Source organism: Klebsiella sp. K5-204, from assembly GCF_030128585.1.
GTDB classification, from domain to species: domain Bacteria; phylum Pseudomonadota; class Gammaproteobacteria; order Enterobacterales; family Enterobacteriaceae; genus Klebsiella; species Klebsiella quasipneumoniae.
On sequence record NZ_JAKUZS010000010.1, the window covers coordinates 98,721 to 119,346 of the forward strand.

Annotated in this window: 21 protein-coding genes and 1 other annotated feature (1 of these 22 running past the window's edge); of the genes, 15 read left to right on the forward strand and 6 right to left on the reverse strand. The window is 58.5% G+C overall.

What is annotated here, in order from left to right; translation table 11 throughout:
• Positions 1-8 precede the first annotated feature (8 nt).
• The gene (gene deoB / locus MKR05_RS23400; RefSeq protein WP_023291895.1) at positions 9-1,232 is read left to right on the forward strand and encodes a phosphopentomutase; all 1,224 of its coding nucleotides are present in this window, start codon (positions 9-11) and stop codon (positions 1,230-1,232) included.
• A gap of 103 nt (positions 1,233-1,335) precedes the next feature.
• On the forward strand, positions 1,336-2,055 hold the full coding sequence (gene deoD, locus MKR05_RS23405) for a purine-nucleoside phosphorylase (protein ID WP_002887789.1): 720 nt from the start codon (positions 1,336-1,338) through the stop codon (positions 2,053-2,055).
• A gap of 83 nt (positions 2,056-2,138) precedes the next feature.
• Here deoD and lplA read toward each other — a convergent pair whose 3' ends face one another.
• Positions 2,139-3,155 carry a lipoate--protein ligase LplA gene (gene lplA / locus MKR05_RS23410; RefSeq protein WP_023291896.1) on the reverse strand — a complete coding sequence of 339 codons (1,017 nt, stop codon included), beginning with the start codon at positions 3,153-3,155 and terminating at the stop codon, positions 2,139-2,141.
• Entirely contained in the window at positions 3,155-3,802 is a 648-nt protein-coding gene (locus tag MKR05_RS23415; RefSeq protein WP_023291897.1) for a YtjB family periplasmic protein, read from the reverse strand. The genes lplA and MKR05_RS23415 overlap by 1 nt, the downstream gene beginning before the upstream one ends.
• Positions 3,803-3,906: 104 nt before the next feature.
• Between MKR05_RS23415 and serB the strand changes: the two genes are divergently transcribed.
• From serB to nadR, 3 genes are read left to right on the forward strand one after another with little or no spacing between them, the layout of a single operon-like run.
• Positions 3,907-4,878, forward strand: a complete 972-nt coding sequence (gene serB / locus MKR05_RS23420; protein ID WP_023291898.1) for a phosphoserine phosphatase — start codon at positions 3,907-3,909, stop codon at positions 4,876-4,878.
• A 9-nt stretch (positions 4,879-4,887) separates the two neighbouring features.
• Positions 4,888-6,270: a DNA repair protein RadA gene (gene radA, locus MKR05_RS23425; RefSeq protein ID WP_023291899.1), complete on the forward strand. Its 1,383-nt coding sequence runs from the start codon at positions 4,888-4,890 to the stop codon at positions 6,268-6,270.
• 21 nt (positions 6,271-6,291) lie between these two features.
• On the forward strand, positions 6,292-7,524 hold the full coding sequence (gene nadR / locus MKR05_RS23430; protein WP_004886547.1) for a multifunctional transcriptional regulator/nicotinamide-nucleotide adenylyltransferase/ribosylnicotinamide kinase NadR: 1,233 nt from the start codon (positions 6,292-6,294) through the stop codon (positions 7,522-7,524).
• Positions 7,525-7,617: 93 nt separating this feature from the next.
• Here nadR and ettA read toward each other — a convergent pair whose 3' ends face one another.
• Positions 7,618-9,285, reverse strand: coding sequence for an energy-dependent translational throttle protein EttA (gene ettA / locus MKR05_RS23435; RefSeq protein WP_023291900.1), 1,668 nt, complete (start codon positions 9,283-9,285; stop codon positions 7,618-7,620).
• Between the two features lie 228 nt (positions 9,286-9,513).
• Between ettA and sltY the strand changes: the two genes are divergently transcribed.
• Together sltY and trpR are read left to right on the forward strand one after the other, a co-directional pair.
• Positions 9,514-11,451, forward strand: a complete 1,938-nt coding sequence (gene sltY / locus MKR05_RS23440) for a murein transglycosylase (RefSeq protein ID WP_044525328.1) — start codon at positions 9,514-9,516, stop codon at positions 11,449-11,451.
• Between the two features lie 88 nt (positions 11,452-11,539).
• The gene (gene trpR / locus MKR05_RS23445; protein WP_004204213.1) at positions 11,540-11,869 is read left to right on the forward strand and encodes a trp operon repressor; all 330 of its coding nucleotides are present in this window, start codon (positions 11,540-11,542) and stop codon (positions 11,867-11,869) included.
• On the opposite strand, the gene yjjX is transcribed toward trpR, so the two are convergent.
• Positions 11,856-12,371 carry an inosine/xanthosine triphosphatase gene (gene yjjX, locus MKR05_RS23450; RefSeq protein ID WP_032452387.1) on the reverse strand — a complete coding sequence of 172 codons (516 nt, stop codon included), beginning with the start codon at positions 12,369-12,371 and terminating at the stop codon, positions 11,856-11,858. The two genes, trpR and yjjX, sit on opposite strands and share 14 nt — an antisense overlap.
• 113 nt (positions 12,372-12,484) lie before the next feature.
• On the opposite strand from yjjX, the gene gpmB reads away from it, so the two are divergent.
• Positions 12,485-13,132: a 2,3-diphosphoglycerate-dependent phosphoglycerate mutase GpmB gene (gene gpmB, locus MKR05_RS23455; protein WP_004204216.1), complete on the forward strand. Its 648-nt coding sequence runs from the start codon at positions 12,485-12,487 to the stop codon at positions 13,130-13,132.
• Here gpmB and robA read toward each other — a convergent pair.
• Positions 13,129-13,998: an MDR efflux pump AcrAB transcriptional activator RobA gene (gene robA / locus MKR05_RS23460; protein WP_004204217.1), complete on the reverse strand. Its 870-nt coding sequence runs from the start codon at positions 13,996-13,998 to the stop codon at positions 13,129-13,131. The genes gpmB and robA overlap by 4 nt on opposite strands.
• 209 nt (positions 13,999-14,207) lie before the next feature.
• On the opposite strand from robA, the gene creA reads away from it, so the two are divergent.
• The 4 genes from creA to creD are packed head-to-tail and all read left to right on the forward strand — an operon-like array spanning position 14,208 to position 18,225.
• Positions 14,208-14,681 (forward strand): protein CreA, encoded by a 474-nt coding sequence (gene creA / locus MKR05_RS23465; RefSeq protein ID WP_044525306.1) that lies wholly within the window; start codon positions 14,208-14,210, stop codon positions 14,679-14,681.
• A 12-nt stretch (positions 14,682-14,693) separates the two neighbouring features.
• A complete protein-coding gene (gene creB / locus MKR05_RS23470; protein WP_023291904.1) occupies positions 14,694-15,383 on the forward strand; it encodes a two-component system response regulator CreB in 690 nt (229 codons plus the stop codon).
• A complete protein-coding gene (gene creC, locus MKR05_RS23475; protein WP_044525307.1) occupies positions 15,383-16,807 on the forward strand; it encodes a two-component system sensor histidine kinase CreC in 1,425 nt (474 codons plus the stop codon). The genes creB and creC overlap by 1 nt, the downstream gene beginning before the upstream one ends.
• Positions 16,808-16,866: 59 nt before the next feature.
• Positions 16,867-18,225, forward strand: coding sequence for a cell envelope integrity protein CreD (creD, locus tag MKR05_RS23480; RefSeq protein ID WP_049014561.1), 1,359 nt, complete (start codon positions 16,867-16,869; stop codon positions 18,223-18,225).
• A 63-nt stretch (positions 18,226-18,288) separates the two neighbouring features.
• Here creD and arcA read toward each other — a convergent pair whose 3' ends face one another.
• Positions 18,289-19,005: a two-component system response regulator ArcA gene (arcA, locus tag MKR05_RS23485; RefSeq protein ID WP_002887843.1), complete on the reverse strand. Its 717-nt coding sequence runs from the start codon at positions 19,003-19,005 to the stop codon at positions 18,289-18,291.
• A gap of 95 nt (positions 19,006-19,100) precedes the next feature.
• On the opposite strand from arcA, the gene yjjY reads away from it, so the two are divergent.
• From yjjY to thrL, 3 genes are all read left to right on the forward strand, one after another.
• The gene (gene yjjY, locus MKR05_RS23490) at positions 19,101-19,241 is read left to right on the forward strand and encodes a protein YjjY (RefSeq protein WP_004146984.1); all 141 of its coding nucleotides are present in this window, start codon (positions 19,101-19,103) and stop codon (positions 19,239-19,241) included.
• Positions 19,242-19,637: 396 nt separating this feature from the next.
• The gene (locus tag MKR05_RS23495) at positions 19,638-20,324 is read left to right on the forward strand and encodes a tRNA/rRNA methyltransferase (protein ID WP_044525309.1); all 687 of its coding nucleotides are present in this window, start codon (positions 19,638-19,640) and stop codon (positions 20,322-20,324) included.
• Between the two features lie 211 nt (positions 20,325-20,535).
• Positions 20,536-20,604 carry a thr operon leader peptide gene (gene thrL / locus MKR05_RS23500; RefSeq protein ID WP_004222578.1) on the forward strand — a complete coding sequence of 23 codons (69 nt, stop codon included), beginning with the start codon at positions 20,536-20,538 and terminating at the stop codon, positions 20,602-20,604.
• Positions 20,543-20,626, forward strand: a sequence feature (Thr leader region); it runs 34 nt beyond the window's last position. Its footprint overlaps the gene before it by 62 nt.

A 20,626-nucleotide genomic window follows, 5' to 3' on the forward strand; every position in this document is an offset into this window, starting at 1 on the left:
AGAACAAGATGAAACGTGCATTTATCATGGTGCTGGACTCCTTTGGGATTGGCGCAACGGAAGACGCAGACCGCTTTGGCGACGTCGGCGCCGATACCCTGGGCCACATTGCGGAAGCCTGCGCCAAAGGCGAGGCTGACCACGGCCGCAAAGGCCCGCTGAATTTACCGAACCTGACCCGTCTGGGGTTGGTGAAAGCGCATGAAGGCTCTACCGGTAAAATTGCCGCCGGAATGGATGGCAATGCCGAAGTGATTGGCGCCTGGGCCTGGGCGCATGAACTCTCTTCTGGTAAAGATACGCCGTCCGGCCACTGGGAAATCGCCGGCGTGCCGGTGCTGTTTGACTGGGGCTACTTCAGCGATCATGAAAACAGCTTCCCGCAGGAGCTGCTGGATAAGCTGGTGAAACGCGCCAACCTGCCGGGCTACCTCGGCAACTGCCACTCTTCCGGGACGGTGATCCTCGATCAGCTCGGCGAAGAGCATATGAAAACCGGGAAACCGATTTTCTATACCTCCGCTGACTCCGTGTTCCAGATCGCCTGTCACGAAGAGACCTTTGGCCTCGACAAGTTGTATGAGCTGTGCGAAATCGCCCGTGAAGAGCTGACCGAAGGCGGCTACAACATTGGCCGCGTCATCGCTCGTCCGTTTATCGGCGATAAAGCCGGTAACTTCCAGCGTACCGGCAACCGTCACGATCTGGCGGTCGAACCGCCGGCGCCGACCGTGCTGCAGAAGCTGGTTGACGAGAAGAACGGCCACGTGGTGTCTGTCGGTAAGATAGCGGACATCTACGCAAACTGCGGCATCACCAAAAAAGTGAAAGCCACCGGTCTGGACGCGCTGTTCGACGCGACCATCAAAGAGATGAAGGAAGCCGGCGACGAGACTATCGTCTTCACCAACTTCGTCGACTTTGACTCCTCCTGGGGCCACCGTCGCGATGTCGCCGGCTACGCGGCGGGTCTGGAACTGTTCGACCGCCGTCTGCCGGAGCTGATGGAGCTGGTAGGGGAAGACGACATCCTGATCCTCACCGCCGACCACGGCTGCGACCCGACCTGGACCGGTACCGACCACACCCGCGAGCATATTCCGGTGCTGGTGTACGGCCCGAAAGTGAAACCAGGATCGTTAGGCCACCGCGAAACTTTCGCGGACATCGGCCAGACGCTGGCGACATACTTTGGTACCTCGCCAATGGCGTACGGTAAAAACATGCTGTGATGCAATTGCCCGGTGGCGCTCAGCGATCCGGGCCTACGGTTTTGTCGGCCGGGTCAGGCGTAGCCGCCGCCCGGCAAAAACAACAATGTAAAAGGAACTGAAGATGGCAACTCCTCACATTAACGCAGAAATGGGCGATTTCGCTGACGTAGTCTTGATGCCGGGCGACCCGCTGCGCGCCAAGCACATTGCAGAAACCTTTCTCGAAGACGTGCGTGAAGTGAACAACGTGCGCGGCATGCTGGGCTTCACCGGCACCTATAAAGGCCGCAAAATCTCCGTCATGGGCCACGGGATGGGTATTCCGTCCTGCTCTATCTACACCAAAGAGCTGATCACCGATTTCGGCGTCAAGAAAATCATCCGCGTCGGCTCCTGCGGCGCGGTGCGCGAAGACGTCAAACTGCGCGACGTGGTGATCGGTATGGGCGCCTGCACCGACTCCAAAGTGAACCGTCTGCGTTTTAAAGACCACGACTTCGCGGCGATTGCCGATTTCGGCATGGTGCGTAACGCGGTAGACGCGGCGAAAGCGCTGGGCGTTGACGCGCGCGTCGGCAACATCTTCTCTGCAGACCTGTTCTATACCCCGGACCCGTCCATGTTCGACGTGATGGAAAAATACGGCATCCTGGGCGTGGAAATGGAAGCGGCGGGTATCTACGGCGTGGCGGCGGAATTCGGGGCGAAAGCGCTGACCATCTGCACCGTGTCTGACCATATTCGTACCCACGAGCAGACCACTGCCGCGGAGCGTCAGACCACGTTCAACGACATGATTAAAATCGCGCTGGAATCCGTGCTGCTGGGCGATAAAGAGTAAAAGCTGTTGTGCCGGGCGGCGGCTTCGCCTGACCCGGCCTGCGGTTTTCCAGGCCCGCTAAGCGCTACGCCAGCGGGCTTTTTTTAACGTACCGCGCCGGCAATCCACACCGACAGCGCTTTGAGTTCCGCTTCCTGCTCCGGGAAGTCCTCCATCAGCGCCTCACACTGCTGCTGCAAAACCTCAGCCCGATACTGACAGCCGATTAAGCGTTCCGCCAGCGCCTCCAGCGGCGCCGGATTCAGGCTATCGGTAAAGGCCTGCGCGCGGGTGATATGGCCCTTCTCAACGTCAAAATGCAGCTCGACGCCGCCCCAGGGGAAACGCTCGTCCAGCAGGTGGGAAAAGGCAGGCGCCTGGCCGAAGTTCCACTCCCAGCTGCTCTGGCGTGCGAAAGTGCCGGCAAAGTTCGGCAGGTCCGGCGTGTTGTCCGGGGAGATCACCTCGGCGTCTACCCGTTCGCCGTAATGGCTGAAGAACGCCTCCTGGATCGCCTCGCAAACTTGCTGATGGGTAATGCCCGGCAGCAGCTCAACCAGGTTCGCCACCCGCCCGCGCACCGAGGTAATGCCTTTAGCCTGCAGCTTTTTCTGGTCCGGGTTGAGGTAGTTGGCGAGACGGCTTAGATCGGCGTTGAGCAGCAGGGTGCCGTGGTGAAAACCGCGGTCCATGGTTTCACGATAGGCGGAGCCGGAGACTTTGCGGTCGCCGCTGTCGGTTTTGACCACCAGATCGTTGCGCCCGGAGGCGTCGGCGGTTACGCCCAGTGAATTGAGCGCCGCCAGCACAATAGCGGTGGAGACGGTTTTGTCGTACTCCGGTTTGCCTGCCATAAAGGTAAAGCAGGTATTGCCGAGGTCGTGGAACACCGCGCCGCCGCCGCTGCTGCGACGGGCCAGCCGCACATGATCTTCCTCCATGCGGCGGGTATTACACTCCTTCCACGGGTTCTGCGCGCGGCCGATGACCACGGTATCGGCATTGCGCCACAGGAACAGCACCCGCTGGGTGGCGGGCATCTGGCGGAAAATGCACTCCTCGACCGCCAGGTTGAACCACGGGTCGTAAGAGTCAGAAAGCAGGAGGCGCAGTGTGGACATTATAGATTTCCTTTCTTTTCATCGTCTTCATCCTCAACCGGCTTGTTGGCGGTGAGCAGGAAGGGCGATTGCTGCCAGCGGGTGCGTTTGCCCTGCAGCAGCGTGCGGGTCAGTACCACGCCGATGGCCAGGGACAGCAACAGCATCAGGCGTAAGATATTGGTGGTATTATCCACCTGCTTCGCCTCGGTCGCCAGCGTATGGGTATCGAGGGTCAGACGCAGGTAGCCCAACGGACCGTTTTTTCCCGGCACCGGCTCGACAATCTGCTGGTTAAAGTAGCCGCCGGCTTTCTTACCATCCAGCGCCAGCCGGTCGCGAACCTCGACGCTTTCGCCAGAGCGCGCCACCAGGTCGCCCTGGTCGTCATATACCCCGGCGTCCAGTACGCGGCTGTTGTGGGTGAGCTGCGTCAACAGCTGATTGATGCGCTTTTCGTCCGGCGTCTCGCTGCGCATCAGCGGCGCGAGATTCAGCACCACCTGCTGCGCCAGCGTGCGGGCCAGCTCTTCCAGCTGCGGATTGCGTTGTTTCTGACTGTTCTGACTGAACCACGAGGCGCCCTGCATCAGCGCGACGAGCAGGGCGAGACAGATAAGGACAATGACCGCACGATGCAGCCGGAATTTCAGTTTTGCGCGAACCATATTCCACCTTTGAAAATTTGCAGCTTAATGTTGCCAGAAGCGCTGGTTACAAGGTAGCCTCATGCGTTATTTTCCTCGCCTGAATGAAGAGATGTGGAGCCGTAATGCCTAACAGTTTGACCTGGTGCGACCTGCCTGAAGACGTTTCCCTGTGGCCTGGGTTGCCGCTTTCCCTGAGCGGTGACGAGGTCATGCCGCTGGATTATCACGCCGGGCGCAGCGGCTGGCTGCTGTACGGGCGTGGGCTGGATAAACGCCGTCTGACGGACTGGCAGCGTGAGCTGGGCGCCGCGTTAGTGATCGTCGCCTCCTGGGTGGTCGAGGATTACCAGGTGATCCGCCTGGCCGGTTCGCTGACCCCCCGTGCGACGCGACTGGCGCATGAGGCGGGGCTGGACGTCGCGCCATTGGGTAAAATCCCTCATCTGCGCACCCCGGGACTGCTGGTGATGGATATGGACTCCACGGCGATCCAGATCGAATGCATCGATGAGATCGCGAAACTGGCCGGCACCGGCGAGCTGGTGTCGGAAGTGACCGAGCGGGCGATGCGCGGGGAGCTGGACTTTACCGCCAGCCTGCGCCAGCGCGTGGCGACGCTGAAAGACGCCGATGCCAGCATTCTGCTGCAGGTTCGCGACGCGCTGCCGCTGATGCCGGGCCTGGCGCAGCTGGTGCTCAAGCTGGAAACGCTGGGCTGGAAGGTGGCGATCGCCTCCGGCGGCTTCACCTTCTTCGCCGAGTATCTGCGCGATAAGCTGCATCTCGACGCGGTGTTCGCCAACGAACTGGAGATCCGCGACGGCAAGCTCACCGGCAACGTGCTCGGCGATATCGTCGATGCCAAATACAAAGCCAATACGCTGCGCAAGCTGGCGGAAAAGTATGCGATCCCAACGGCGCAGACCGTGGCCATCGGTGATGGCGCCAACGACCTGCCGATGATTAAGGCTGCCGGGCTTGGCATCGCATATCATGCTAAGCCTAAAGTGAATGAACAGGCGGAAGTGACTATCCGCCACGCTGACCTGATGGGGGTATTCTGTATTCTCTCGGGCAGCATGAACCAAAAGTAAGAGGTAAACGTGGCGAAAGCTCCAAAACGCGCATTTGTCTGTAATGAATGTGGTGCGGATTACCCGCGCTGGCAGGGGCAGTGCAGCGCCTGCCATGCCTGGAATACCATCACCGAGATGCGCATCGCCGCGTCGCCGCAGGTGGCGAGAAACGAGCGTTTGTCAGGCTACGCCGGTCACGCCGGCGTCTCGAAGGTGCAGAAGCTGTCAGACATCAGCCTGGAAGCGCTGCCGCGTTTCTCCACCGGTTTTAAAGAGTTCGACCGCGTACTCGGCGGCGGCGTGGTACCGGGCAGCGCGATCCTGATTGGCGGTAACCCCGGCGCGGGGAAATCGACGCTGCTGCTGCAGACGTTGTGCAAGCTGGCGGAAGGGATGAAAACGCTGTACGTCACCGGGGAGGAGTCCCTTCAGCAGGTGGCGATGCGCGCCCATCGCCTTGGGCTGCCGACGGCGAACCTGAACATGCTGTCGGAAACCAGCATTGAGCAGATTTGTCAGATTGCCGAGGAAGAAAAACCGCAGCTGATGGTGATCGACTCTATCCAGGTGATGCATATGGCCGACGTGCAGTCGTCGCCGGGCAGCGTCGCCCAGGTACGTGAAACGGCGGCCTATCTGACGCGCTTTGCCAAAACACGCGGCGTGGCGATCGTCATGGTCGGCCACGTCACCAAAGACGGTTCGCTGGCCGGCCCGAAGGTGCTGGAGCACTGTATTGACTGCTCGGTGCTGCTGGACGGCGATGCCGACTCCCGCTTCCGCACTCTGCGCAGCCACAAAAACCGCTTTGGCGCGGTGAACGAGCTGGGCGTCTTCGCCATGACCGAGCAGGGGCTGCGCGAAGTGAGCAACCCATCCGCTATCTTCCTCAGCCGGGGCGATGAAATCACCTCCGGCAGCTCGGTGATGGTGGTCTGGGAAGGGACCCGCCCGCTGCTGGTGGAGATCCAGGCGCTGGTGGATCACTCGATGATGTCCAACCCGCGCCGCGTGGCGGTGGGGCTGGAACAGAACCGTCTGGCGATCCTGCTGGCGGTGCTGCATCGCCACGGCGGCCTGCAGATGGCCGATCAGGACGTTTTCGTCAACGTGGTCGGTGGGGTGAAGGTCACGGAAACCAGCGCCGATCTGGCGCTGCTGCTGGCGATGGTCTCCAGCTTGCGCGATCGCCCGCTGCCGCAGGACCTGGTGGTCTTTGGCGAAGTGGGGTTGGCTGGCGAAATTCGCCCGGTGCCGAGCGGACAGGAGCGTATCTCCGAAGCGGCGAAGCATGGCTTCCGCCGCGCCATCGTCCCGGCGGCCAATGTGCCGAAAAAAGTGCCGGAAGGCATGCAAATCTTTGGTGTGAAAAAGCTTTCAGACGCGCTAAGCGTTTTTGACGACTTATAATAAGTTAAAAGGAGATTAGCGATGTCGTCATTTGACTATTTAAAAAGCGCCATAAAGCAGAAAGGCTGTACCCTGCAGCAGGTGGCGGAAGCCAGCGGGATGACCAAAGGGTATCTCAGCCAACTGTTGAATGCCAAAATCAAAAGCCCGAGCGCGCAGAAGCTAGAAGCGCTGCATCGTTTCCTCGGGCTGGAGTTTCCCCGCCGACAGAAAAGCGTCGGCGTGGTGTTTGGTAAATTTTACCCGCTGCATACCGGGCACATCTATTTGATTCAACGCGCCTGTAGCCAGGTCGATGAGCTGCATATCATCATGGGCTATGACGACACTCGCGACCGCGAGCTGTTTGAAGAGAGCGCCATGTCGCAGCAGCCGACGGTGCCTGACCGCCTGCGCTGGCTGCTACAAACTTTTAAATATCAGAAGAATATTCGCATCCACGCCTTCAATGAAGAGGGGATGGAACCCTATCCGCACGGCTGGGATGTGTGGAGTCATGGTATCCGCGCTTTTATGAGCGAAAAAGGGATCGAGCCGAACCGGATCTATACCTCGGAAGAGGCCGATGCGCCGCAGTACCTTGAGCATCTGGGGATCGAGACGGTGCTTATCGATCCTAAGCGGACCTTTATGAATATTAGCGGCGGCCAGATCCGCGAGAACCCGTTCCGTTACTGGGAATATATTCCGACGGAAGTGAAACCGTTCTTTGTGCGGACGGTGGCGATCCTAGGCGGCGAGTCGAGCGGGAAATCAACGCTGGTTAATAAGCTCGCCAATATCTTCAATACCACCAGCGCCTGGGAATATGGCCGGGATTATGTCTTTTCGCATCTCGGCGGCGATGAGATGGCGCTCCAGTATTCGGATTACGATAAAATAGCCCTCGGGCACGCCCAGTATATTGATTTCGCAGTGAAATATGCCAACAAGGTGGCGTTTATCGATACCGACTTCGTCAGCACTCAGGCGTTCTGCCTGAAGTACGAAGGGCGAGAGCACCCGTTCGTGCAGGCGCTGATTGATGAATACCGCTTCGACCTGGTGATCCTGCTGGAGAACAATACCCCGTGGGTGGCCGATGGGTTACGCAGCCTTGGGAGTTCGGTGGATCGTAAAGAGTTTCAGTCGCTGCTGGTGTCGCTGCTGAAAGAGAATGAGATCGAGTTCGTCCATGTTAAGGAGTCGGACTACGATACGCGCTTCCTGCGCTGCGTCGAGCTGGTGAAGCAGCTGATGGGGGAGCAGGGGTAGATCCTCTGCGGGCTGATGCCCTCACCCCGGCCCTCTCCCGGTGGGAGAGGGAGCAAACATTAAAAAAGGCAACTTGCGTTGCCTTTTTGCATTTTATTTTGAGATACGTTTGTACTTGATTCGCTTCGGCTCCAGCGCGTCGGCGCCGAGGGTGCGTTTCTTGTACTCTTCGTACTCGGTAAAGTTACCTTCAAAGAACTCCACCTTACCTTCATCCTGGTAATCCAGAATGTGGGTGGCGATACGGTCAAGGAACCAACGGTCGTGCGAGATAACCATCGCGCAGCCCGGGAACTCCAGCAGGGCGTTTTCCAGCGCGCGCAGGGTTTCGATATCCAGGTCGTTGGTCGGTTCATCGAGCAGCAGTACGTTACCGCCAACCTGCAGCAGCTTCGCCAGGTGCAGACGACCGCGTTCACCGCCGGACAGTTCGCCAACGCGTTTGCCCTGGTCTACGCCTTTGAAGTTAAAGCGGCCCACGTAGGCGCGGCTCGGCATCTCGGTGTTGCCGATCTTCATGATATCCAGACCACCGGAGACCTCTTCCCACACGGTCTTGCTGTTGTCCATCGCGTCGCGGAACTGATCGACGGAGGCCAGCTTAACGGTTTCGCCCAGGGTGATGGTGCCGGAATCTGGCTGTTCCTGGCCGGACATCATGCGGAACAGCGTTGATTTACCCGCGCCGTTCGGGCCGATGATGCCGACGATAGCGCCCTTCGGTACCGAGAAGCTCAGATCGTCGATCAGCACGCGGTCGCCGTAGGATTTACGCAAGTTGCTGACTTCCAGAACTTTATCGCCCAGACGCGCGCCTGGCGGAATGAACAGTTCGTTGGTCTCGTTACGTTTCTGGTATTCAACGTTGTTGAGCTCTTCAAAGCGCGCCAGACGGGCTTTGCCCTTGGACTGACGGCCTTTCGCGCCCTGGCGAACCCACTCGAGCTCTTTCTCGATGGATTTGCGACGCGCGGCTTCCTGAGAGGCTTCCTGCGCCAGACGCTGATCTTTCTGCTCCAGCCAGGAGGAGTAGTTGCCTTCCCACGGAATACCTTCGCCGCGGTCAAGTTCGAGGATCCAACCGGCGACGTTATCGAGGAAGTAACGGTCGTGGGTAATTGCCACCACGGTGCCTTCGAAGTCGTGCAGGAAGCGTTCCAGCCAGGCGACGGACTCGGCGTCCAGGTGGTTGGTCGGTTCGTCGAGCAGCAGCATGTCTGGTTTTTCCAGCAGCAGGCGGCACAGCGCGACGCGGCGGCGTTCACCACCGGAAAGATTGGCGATTTTCGCATCCCAGTCCGGCAGGCGCAGGGCGTCGGCCGCGCGCTCCAGCTGCACGTTCAGATTGTGGCCGTCGTGCGCCTGGATAATTTCTTCGAACTTGCCTTGCTGTGCGGCAAGCTTATCGAAGTCTGCATCCGGCTCGGCGTATTTGGCATAGACTTCGTCCAGGCCCTTCAGCGCGTTAACCACTTCGGCGACCGCTTCTTCAACGGACTCGCGCACGGTGTGCTCCGGGTTGAGCTGCGGCTCCTGCGGCAGGTAGCCGATTTTAATGCCAGGCTGCGGACGCGCTTCACCTTCGATCTCGGTGTCGATACCGGCCATGATGCGCAGCAGGGTAGATTTACCGGCGCCGTTCAGACCGAGCACACCGATTTTTGCGCCAGGGAAAAAGCTGAGGGAGATATTTTTCAAAATATGACGTTTCGGCGGAACCACTTTGCCGACACGATGCATGGTATAAACGAATTGAGCCACGTTGGACTTCGCCTCTTTCTATTTTGATAGATAGTTCAAAGCCGAAGTGTAGCCTTTTTCGCGCGCTAATCCCAGCGAGGCGACAGGATTCACAGAAGCGTAAAAAAATGTTCAGGACATGGCGCGTTTAGCGTTGTCTGATTAGCATAAGTAAAGCCGCCTGCCGAACCGGCAGGGGCTTTTAAGCGGCACGATGCTGCGAAAATGCACCTGAAAGAGGAAGAGCTTGTGGAAAAAGCCAAAAAAATGGCGTGGCATCTTTTGGCTGCCAGCGTTGGTCTGTTGGCGTTGAGTCAGCTGGCGCATGCGGATTCACTGGATGAACAGCGCAGCCGCTACGCACAAATTAAGCAGGCGTGGGATAACCGGCAGATGGATGTGGTTGACCAGCTGATGCCCACGTTAAGCACCTATCCCCTGTATCCCTATTTGCAGTACCGGCAGATTACCGACGATCTGATGAACCAGCCGGCGCTGGTGGTGAAAAACTTTATTGACGCCAACCCGACGCTGCCCCCCGCGCGTTCATTACGTTCGCGCTTCGTGAATGAACTGGCCCGGCGCAGCGACTGGCGCGGCTTGCTGGCGTTTAGTCCCGATAAGCCGACCAGCACCGAGGCGCAGTGCAACTACTACTACGCCAAACTGAGCGTGGGGCAGTCGCAGGAGGCCTGGAGCGGAGCGAAAGACCTCTGGCTGACGGGCAAGAACCAGCCCGGCGCCTGTGAACCGCTGTTCAGCGCCTGGCGCGACTCCGGCCAGCAGGATCCGCTGGCTTATCTCGAACGGATCCGCCTGGCGATGAAGGCCGGCAATATCGGGCTGGTGAAATCGCTGGCCCAGCAGATGCCCGCCAATTACCAGAGCATCGCCAGCGCCGTGGTCGCTCTGGCTAACGATCCTAACAGCGTCCTGACCTTTGCCCGCACCACCGGGGCGACGGACTTTACCCGCCAGATGGCCGCCGTCGCCTTCGCCAGCGTCGCCCGTCAGGATGTGGAAAATGCCCGTTTGATGATCCCTTCGCTGGTGCAGGCCCAGCAGCTCAATGAGGATCAGACCCAGGAGCTACGCGATATTGTCGCCTGGCGCCTGATGGGGAACGATGTGACCGAAGAGCAGGCCATCTGGCGCGACGATGCGATTATGCGATCGCAGTCCACGCCGCTGGTGGAGCGGCGGGTGCGGATGGCGCTGGGGACGGGCGATCGCCATGGCCTGAATACCTGGCTGGCGCGCCTGCCGATGGAGGCGAAAGAGAAAGACGAATGGCGCTACTGGCAGGCGGATCTGTTGCTGGAGCGCGGCAGGGACGAGGAGGCGCAGGCGATCCTCCGGTCGTTGATGCAGCAGCGCGGTTTCTACCCGATGGTCGCCGCACAGCGTCTCGGCGAGGAGTATACCTTCCGCATCGATAAAGCGACTGGCACGCTCGATCCGGCGCTGGCTTCCGGTCCGGAGATGGCCCGGGTACGCGAGCTGATGTACTGGAATATGGATAACACCGCGCGCACCGAATGGGCGAATCTGGTCACCAGCCGCACGAAATCTCAGCAGGCGCAGCTGGCGCGCTATGCCTTCGATCAGCACTGGTGGGATCTGAGCGTGCAGGCGACGATCGCCGGCAAGCTGTGGGATCAGCTGGAGGAGCGCTTCCCGCTGGCCTATAACGATCTGTTTGCCCGCTATATCAGCGGTAAAGATATTCCGCAGAGCTACGCGATGGCCATTGCCCGCCAGGAGAGCGCCTGGAACCCGAAAGTGCGCTCGCCGGTCGGCGCCAGCGGGCTGATGCAGATTATGCCGGGCACCGCGACGCATACCGTCAGCATGTTCCGCATTCCCGGCTACAGCGGCCCGTCGCAGCTATTGGATCCGGAAACCAACATCAACATCGGCACCAGCTATCTGCAGTACGTTTACCAGCAGTTCGGCAATAACCGCATCTACGCCTCGGCGGCCTATAACGCCGGGCCGGGTCGGGTACGCACCTGGCAGGGGAACAGCGCCGGACGGATCGACGCCGTGGCGTTTGTCGAGAGTATTCCGTTCTCGGAAACCCGCGGCTACGTGAAGAATGTCCTCTCCTATGACGCCTACTACCGCTACTTTATGGGACAGCAGGATAAGCTCTTCAGCGATGCGGAGTGGCGGCAGCGTTACTGATCGCCGGGAAGTATGTTATGCTTTGTACTCGTTGAAGAGTACATTCGACGGGCAGCGTAAGCTGCCCGTCTCAATATGGTGGCGCGATATGACCCAACAATCTCCCTATTCCGCGGCCGTTGCCGAACAACGTCATCAGGAGTGGCTGCGCTTTGTGGCGCTGCTACAGCAGGCCTATGCGCAGGATCTGCATTTGCCGCTGCTGCAGCTAATGCTAACCCCTGATGAGCGCGAAGCGCTGGGAACCCGGGTGCGCATTATCGAAGAGCTGCTGCGCGGCGAGATGAGCCAGCGCGAGCTGAAAAATGAGCTCGGCGCCGGCATTGCGACCATTACCCGCGGGTCGAACAGCCTGAAGTCGGCGCCGGTTGAGCTGCGCCAGTGGCTGGAGCAGACGCTGCTGGCTAGCGATAAATAGCGTTGTGGAACGGGCTTAACGCCAGCACGACCGCCTGATGGTAAACGCTGCTGCGGGTTAATTTGCCGCCGGTGAAAACCCCAATCGCCCCCTCTTTACGACCGATCTGATCGATGCCGGTATACTGCGACATGACCGGCCCGAGGGCTTCGCCAGCGCGAACCTGCTCAAGAATAACGTCAGGCAACGGCAGCGTGGCTGAGCGCGCTTCTCCGCGCTGGCTGGCGCTTTCGATGACCACCCAGCTAAAGGTACTGCCATCGTCAATTCCGGCTTCGATGGCGACCCAGAAATCGGCATGGGGCTGGGCGAGGCGCGCATTAGCGACGCGATTTCGTGCGCCAGCGCGCGTTTCCTCGCTGCCGAAGGGCTGTTCCGGCACGCCGCTCTCGACGGATACGGACTCAATGTGGCAGGATCCTTCGCCGAAAATCTCGTCAAAAGCCTGCAGAATTGCCTGAATTTTGGCGGGATTAGTGGTCGCTGAGACAACATGGTGCATAATCAAAACAACTCAGAATAAACTAACGTCATCGCAGTATACTCTAAATCACCCCCAGGGCAGGCGGTAATGCCCGAAAGCGGTCGATAACGAGTTCAGAACGGAAAAAAAGCATGTTACAGGTATACCTTGTTCGCCACGGTGAAACGCAGTGGAACGCCGAGCGACGTATTCAGGGTCAGTCCGACAGCCCGCTGACCGCACACGGTGAGCGCCAGGCCTGGCAGGTTGGCGAGCGCGCCAGAACGCTGGGGATCACCCATATCATTACCAGCGATCTGGGACGAACCCGCCGCACAGCAGAGATTATCGCCGAAGCCTGCGGCTGCAGCGTGATCGCCGATGCGCGCCTGCGCGAGCTGGATATGGGGGTGCTGGAGAAGCGCCATATCGACTCGCTCAGCGAAGAAGAAGAGGGCTGGCGCCGCCAGCTGGTCAACGGCACGCCGGATGGTCGTATTCCTCAGGGCGAATCGATGCAGGAGCTTAGCGAACGCATGCATGCGGCGCTGGCAGCCTGTCTGGAATTACCGGCCGGTAGTCGACCACTGCTGGTGAGTCATGGTATCGCGCTGGGCTGCCTGGTGAGCACGATTTTAGGGCTGCCGGCGTACGCAGAGCGTCGTCTGCGTCTGCGCAACTGCTCTATCTCGCGCGTCGATTATCAGCAGAGCCCGTGGCTGGCTTCCGGCTGGGTGGTGGAAACGGCGGGCGACGTCTCGCATCTTGACGCCCCCGCGATGGACGAGCTGCAGCGTTAACGGCGGATCGGGATCAGATATTCGCAGCGCAACTGAATCGGCGTGGCCTGATCCCGGCTTTCATCTTCAGGATAGAAGCGTTCAATATCCAGCCCCTTGCGACGCGTCAGGTTCAGCATCGGCATGCAGGTGCCGTAGACCGTCAGGATGAATTCCTGCAGGCCGGTACCCAGCCCTTCATACGTAAACATGACATACTCGCCGCCCTCCAGCGTCACCGGATGGGCGTTCTGCAGGTGGCCGTTAGCCATCTCCGGCGTCAGCGCGGTGGTATAGAACACTTCCTGTTCATCGTCTTTCTCCAGGCTCGGACGCGGTTCATGCAGCCCATAGAGCACCGGGGGGATCGACGGCGAGTTGCCGAGGAAATCGCGCCAGAACTGGACCCGCATCTGGTTGCGGAAGTCGGAGATTTCCTCCAGCTTACAGGTATAGCTCTGGGTTACCCCCAGCAGTTGAGTCGTGGGCAGGGCGACAAATTCATGTTTCGGCAGGGTAAACTCGCCAAGACGCAGCGGCGGACGCATACCGAACGAGCTCCAGTCCGGCGAGCGGCGGTAGAGCGCCGGCGTCAGCGAGAACTGCTTCTTAAACGCCCGGGTGAAGGTCTGCTGGGAGTCGAAACGGTACTGCAGCGCAATATCAAGGATTGGACGGGCGGTAAGGCGTAATGCGACAGCTGATTTCGACAACCGGCGCGCGCGAATATAGGCACCGATGGCATGGCCGGTGACATCCTTAAACATTCGCTGCAAATGCCACTTGGAATAACCCGCCTTCGCCGCCACATTGTCCAGAGAAAGCGGCTGATCCAGGTGACCTTCCAGCCAGCTAAGGAGATCGCGAATAATCCCTGCTTGATCCATAAAATGTCCCCATCCTTAAACACAGGTGCCTGATATTAAAGTAGCGGATAATAGCATTTTTTGATGTTTTAGCATTCAGTGTTTTTTTTGCTTTTAAATGCGGTAGGTCCGTGGATCTGAACGAGAATTTTGTAAAGCTGTGATCTATAAACCTTTTCCGCAAAGTGCGTGATAATCACTCAGCTATATTTTTTAAGAATGGTAACAATATGAAATACAAGAAGTTTGCGATGGGCCTGCTGCTGCTGGCCGGCTGCCAGGTCGCTCAGGCGGAGCAGATTGGTTCCGTGGATACGGTCTTCAAATGGTTAGGGCCGGATCACAAAATTGTCGTCGAAGCCTTTGACGATCCGGATGTGCAGAACGTGACCTGCTATATCAGCCGGGCGAAGACCGGCGGGATCAAAGGCGGGCTGGGTCTGGCGGAAGATACCTCCGACGCGGCCATCTCCTGCCAGCAGGTCGGGCCGATTGAGCTGACGGACAAAATCAAAAATGGCAAAAGCCAGGGCGACGTGGTGTTCCAGAAGCGCACCTCGCTGGTGTTTAAAAAGCTACAGGTCGTTCGCTTCTATGATGAGAAACGCAATGCGCTGGTCTACCTGACCTATTCGGATAAAGTGGTTGATGGTTCGCCGAAGAACGCCATCAGCGCCGTGCCGATTATGCCCTGGAATAAATAAACGGGAGCGCGCATGCAGCAGCCACGGATTTGGTTAGTTGAGGATGAACAGAGTATCGCCGATACCCTGGTTTATATGCTCCAGCAGGAGGGCTTCCAGGTCACCGTCTTTGACCGCGGGTTGCCCGCGCTGGAGGCGGCGGCGCATCAGGCGCCCGATGTGGCCATCCTCGACGTCGGCTTGCCGGATATCAGCGGCTTCGAGCTCTGTCGGCGCCTGCTGACGCGCTTTCCGGCGCTGCCGGTGCTGTTTCTGACGGCGCGGAGCGACGAGGTCGATAAGCTGCTGGGGCTGGAAATCGGCGCTGACGATTACATCGCCAAGCCGTTTTCGCCGCGCGAAGTCTGCGCGCGGGTGCGCAGCGTGCTGCGGCGGCTGCAAAAATTCGCCGCGCCTTCGTCGGTAGTTCGCGTCGGCGAGTTTGTGCTTGACGAGCAGGCGGCGTCGATAAGCTGGTTCGGCCAGCCGCTGAACCTGACGCGCTATGAATTTCTGCTGTTGAAAACGCTGCTTCACGCGCCCGGTCGCGTCTTCTCCCGCCAGCAACTGATGGAGCTGGTGTGGAGCGATGCCTGGGAAAGCCTCGACCGCACCGTCGACACCCACATCAAAACCCTGCGCGCTAAACTGCGGGTCGTTAATCCTGAGGTGGCGCCAATCAATACCCATCGCGGGATGGGCTACAGCCTGGGGCGCGGCTGATGCGCATCGGCATGCGCCTGCTGCTGGGCTATTTTCTTATCGTCGCGATCGCCGCGTGGTTTGTACTGTCGATCTTTGTCCAGGAAGTGAAGCCGGGCGTGCGCCGGGCGACGGAGGGGACCCTCAACGATACCGCCACCCTGCTGGCGGCGCTGGCGCGTGAGGACCTGCTGGCGGCAAACCCGCAGCAGGGCAGGCTGGCGCAGGCCTTTCACCAGCTCAACCAGCAGCGGCTCAACGCCAATATTGGCGGAATTAAAAAGGTGCGGAATGAGTACCGCGTCTATCTGACCGATGCCCGGGGCAAGGTGGTGTTTGACTCGAGCGGAGAGGCGACAGGGCAGGACTATTCACGCTGGAACGACGTCTGGCTCACCCTGCGCGGCCAGTACGGCGCGCGCAGTACGCGCAGCGATCCGCATGATGAAGCCAGCTCGGTGATGTATATCGCCGCGCCGGTGATGGATAAGGGGCGGATTATCGGCGTGCTGAGCGTCGGTAAACCCAACCTGGCGATGACGCCGGTCATTCAGCGCAGCGAGCGGCGGATCCTCTGGGCCGGCGGCGCCCTGCTGGGCATTGCCCTGTTGATTGGCTGCGGCGTCGTCTGGTGGATCAATTTCTCTATCGGCAAGCTGGTGCGCTATGCGGACTCGGTGACCGCTGACCGCCCGCTGCCGCTGCCGGAGGTCGGCAGCAGCGAACTGCGTAAGCTGGCCCAGGCGCTGGAGAGCATGCGGGTGAAGCTCGAAGGCAAAAACGCCATCGAAAACTATGTCTATGACCTGACTCACGAGCTGAAAAGTCCGCTGGCGGCCATCCGCGGTGCGGCGGAGATCCTGCGCGAAGAGCCGCCGCCTGCGGTGGCGGCGCGGTTTACTGAGAATATCCTCGCGCAAAATACTCGCATGCAGCTGTTGGTGGAGCGGTTGCTCCAGCAGGCGCGACTGGAAAGCCGGCTGGAGATAAAGCCGCAGCCGGTGTCGATAGATGCGCTATACCAACGGCTGGCGGAAGAGCGCGACATCGCCCTGGCGGCGAAAGCCATCACCCTGCGCTGGCAGGAGAGTGGGATGCTGGTCAATGGCGATGGCGAACTGCTGTCCCAGGCGCTGGGCAATCTGCTCGACAACGCGATTGATTTTACCCCCCAGGGGGGCGAGATCGCCCTGGCAGTAGAGAAACGAAATGCAGAGGTGCGACTGAGCGTAACGGATAACGGATGCGGTATTCCGGAGTATGCCCTGACGCGGATCTTTGATCGGTTCTACTCGCTGCCGCGTGAAGACGGCCATAAGAGCAGCGGCCTTGGGCTGGCCTTCGTTCGTGAAGTCGCGCGCCTGCATCACGGCGATATCCGTCTACACAATCGGCCCGAAGGCGGCGTGGTCGCCACGCTGAGACTTCACCGTCCCTTCACATAGCTTCAAATTCCCCCCACACAACCGCCCTATTGTGAGGCCATCACGATAGGGAGAAAGCTATGTTGAAATCACCGTTATTCTGGAAAATCACCACGTTAATAGGCTGTATTGTGCTGTTATCTCTGCCTTTGATGATAGTCAGGGAGCTCATCAATGAGCGGGCTGATTATCGCAGTGAGGTTGTGGATGCCATTGAACAGAGCACCAGCGGCCCGCAAAAACTCGCCGGGCCGCTGATCGCTATTCCGGTAACCGAGACGCTGACCCGCAGGGAGAACCAAAAAGAGGTCGAATATCAGCGGAGCTGGGAGTACTACTGGCTGCCGGAGTCGCTGGCGGTCACCGGCAAACAGACCGTGGAGTCGAGGAGGGTGGGCATCTACAGCGGACAGGTCTGGCATAACGCCCTGCAGATTAAGGCTTCGTTTGATCCGCTGCGTCTGGCGGCGCTGAAAAAAACGAATATTGTCTTAGGCCAGCCGCGGCTGGTGGTGAGCGTCGGCGATGCCCGCGGCATTGGCGCCATTCATGCTCCGGAGGTTAACGGCAGCGTATTAAGCGTGGAGCCTGGGCTGGGGATCAGCGGCGATGGGGCGGGCATCCATATGCCGATGCCTGCGCTGGCGGAGGACAACAAGCCGCTTGAGATCGCTTTTTCGCTCGATCTGAACGGGACGGGCGCATTTTCACTGGCGCCGCTCGGGCGCAACAGTGAGCTGCAGCTGACCAGTAACTGGCCGCATCCCGGCTTTCTCGGCAGCTTCCTGCCAACGAAACGCGAAGTGAATGCTGCCGGCTATCGCGCCCACTGGCAAAGCAGCTGGTTCGCCAACGATATGGGCAGCTATTTCAAGGATGATATGGAGATCCCGTGGTCGCGCCTGCCGGCGTTCAGTGCCGATGTCATGTCGCTTGCCGACCAGTATCAGCTAACCGACCGGGCGACAAAATATGCCATCCTGTTAATTGGGTTGACGTTTATGGCCTTTTTCGCTTTCGAAAGCCTGACCCATCGCCCCCTGCATCCGATGCAATATTTGCTGGTGGGCCTATCGCTGGTGCTGTTTTACCTGGTGCTGCTGGCGCTTTCGGAGCACATTGGCTTTACCGCCGCCTGGCTGGCCGCCAGCCTGTCCGGCGCGGTGATGAACGGGATCTACCTCCAGGCGGTGCTCAGGGGATGGCGTAACAGCCTGCTGTTTGTCGCGGCGCTGCTGCTGCTGGACGGGGTGATGTGGTTTCTGCTGCATTCCGAGGACAGCGCGCTGCTGTTGGGTACCGGGGTGCTGGTGCTGGCGCTAAGCAGCCTGATGTTTTTGACCCGGCGAGTGGACTGGTATGCGTTATCGTTACCGAAAGGCAGTGTGCCTCCGCCGCCGTCTGCCGATGACGACAAACTGCGCCTCTGGAAAGAGTGATGGCATAAAAAAACGGCGCCCTCGGGGCGCCGTTTTCACATCATGGCTGCGGAATAAATCGCATTATTCCTGCAGATCGCCACAGAAACGGTAACCTTCACCGTGAATGGTAGCGATGATTTCCGGGGTATCCGGAGTGGATTCGAAGTGTTTACGAATCCGACGAATGGTCACGTCAACGGTACGGTCATGCGGCTTCAGCTCGCGACCGGTCATTTTCTTCAGCAGCTCGGCACGAGACTGAATTTTGCCCGGGTTTTCGCAGAAGTGCAGCATCGCGCGGAATTCACTGCGCGGCAGCTTGTACTGTTCGCCGTTCGGGCTGACCAGGGAACGGCTGTTGATATCGAGTTCCCAGCCGTTGAACTTGTAGCTTTCCACGCTGCGACGCTCTTCGCTCACGGTACCGAGGTTCATGGTACGGGAGAGCAGGTTGCGCGCGCGGATAGTCAGTTCACGCGGGTTAAACGGTTTAGTGATATAGTCGTCAGCGCCGATTTCGAGGCCAAGGATCTTATCCACTTCGTTGTCGCGACCGGTTAAGAACATCAGCGCGACGTCAGCCTGCTCGCGCAGCTCGCGCGCCAGCAGAAGACCATTTTTACCCGGCAGGTTGATATCCATGATCACCAGGTTGATATCATTTTCAGACAGGATCTGATGCATTTCCGCGCCATCGGTCGCTTCGAATACATCGTAACCTTCTGCTTCGAAAATACTTTTTAACGTGTTGCGTGTTACCAACTCGTCTTCAACGATAAGAATGTGCGGGGTCTGCATGTTTGCTACCTAAATTGCCAACTAAATCGAAACAGGAAGTACCAAAGTCCCTGACCTGCCTGCTGCATGTCGCAAATTAACATGCGCGGCGTAACATGACTAAAGTACGTAATTGCGTTCTTGATGCACTTTCCATCAACGTCAACAACATCATTAGCTTGGTCGTGGGTACTTTCCCTCTGGACCCGACGGTGTCAAAAACGGCTGACATCCTAACCATTTTAACAGCAACATAACAGGCTAAGAGAGGCCGAACACCCAATAAAACTACGCTTCGTTGACATATATCAAGTTCAATTGTAGCACGTTAACAGTCTTGTGAAATCATTGCATCGCCATGCTCTTTATAGTCACAATCTTTACCCGGCTCAACTAGTTGCGTGGATAAATTAATAAATACAGTGAATCCAATGTCTGGAACGATGCGTCAGGTGAAATTTCATTGCCCATCATATGGATAAATGGGTTCTGTTAACATACTCCTTGTCATGGCCTCCTGAGAACAGTTTAGATTTTTTTATGGGTAAGATAACGCAATTTTAGTGATTTTTGTTGCAAATTTGTAAATTTTCACCGCGTAAAATGCGGGGCTCCGCGCCTCGACAACGCCTGAGAGAGAGAAAAAAACCGCAATGCGTTTAACGATTATTTTAGTCGGTCCTGCCCGGGCCGAGAACGTCGGCGCCGCCGCCAGGGCGATGAAAACCATGGGATTTCGCGATCTGCGGATCGTGGACAGTGAAGCCCATCTGGCGCCGGCGGCACGCTGGGTGGCGCACGGCTCAGGCGACATCCTCGATGGCATCACCACCTATTCCACCCTTGCCGAGGCGCTGCACGACGTCGATTTTACCGTCGCCACCACCGCCCGCAGTCGCGCGCGGTTTCACTATTACGCCACGCCGCAGCAGCTGTTGCCGCTGCTGGAGGAGAAGGCGAACTGGATGACCCATACCGCGCTGGTATTTGGCCGTGAAGACGCCGGATTGACCAATGAGGAGCTGGCCCTGGCCGATGTGCTGACCGGCGTGCCGATGGCCGCGGATTATCCTTCGCTCAACCTCGGTCAGTCGGTGATGGTCTACTGCTATCAATTAGCATCGCTTATGCAACAACCGGCGCCCACCGCCGCCGCGGCAGACCATCATCAGCTGCAGGCGTTGCGCCTGCGCGCCCTGGCCTTGCTTTCGCGTCTGGGCGTGGAGGATGATGCCAAACTGGCCGACTGGCTGTCGCAACGAATGGGGCTGCTGCAGCAGCGCGACACGGCAATGTTGCATCGTTTGCTGCATGATATTGAAAAAAACCTGCCAGAATAAAGCTCTGTCATATATTTTAATTATGGTTGTATGTGCTGTTTTTGCGGGGAGTGTTCCGCCGATCTGGATGTTTTTCCTTGTCGGGGTGGCGCAATACGTAAGCTCGCTGAAATGAGGTTAATTGAGAAATTCATTGACTTAAGAGGGCAGATACTTTAACCAATATAGGCAGGACACACAGACAGATAAAAATACAGAGTACACAACATCCATGAATCGCATCGGCATGATTACCACCATTATCACCACCACCATTACCACAGGTAACGGTGCGGGCTGACGCGTACAGGAAACACAGAAAA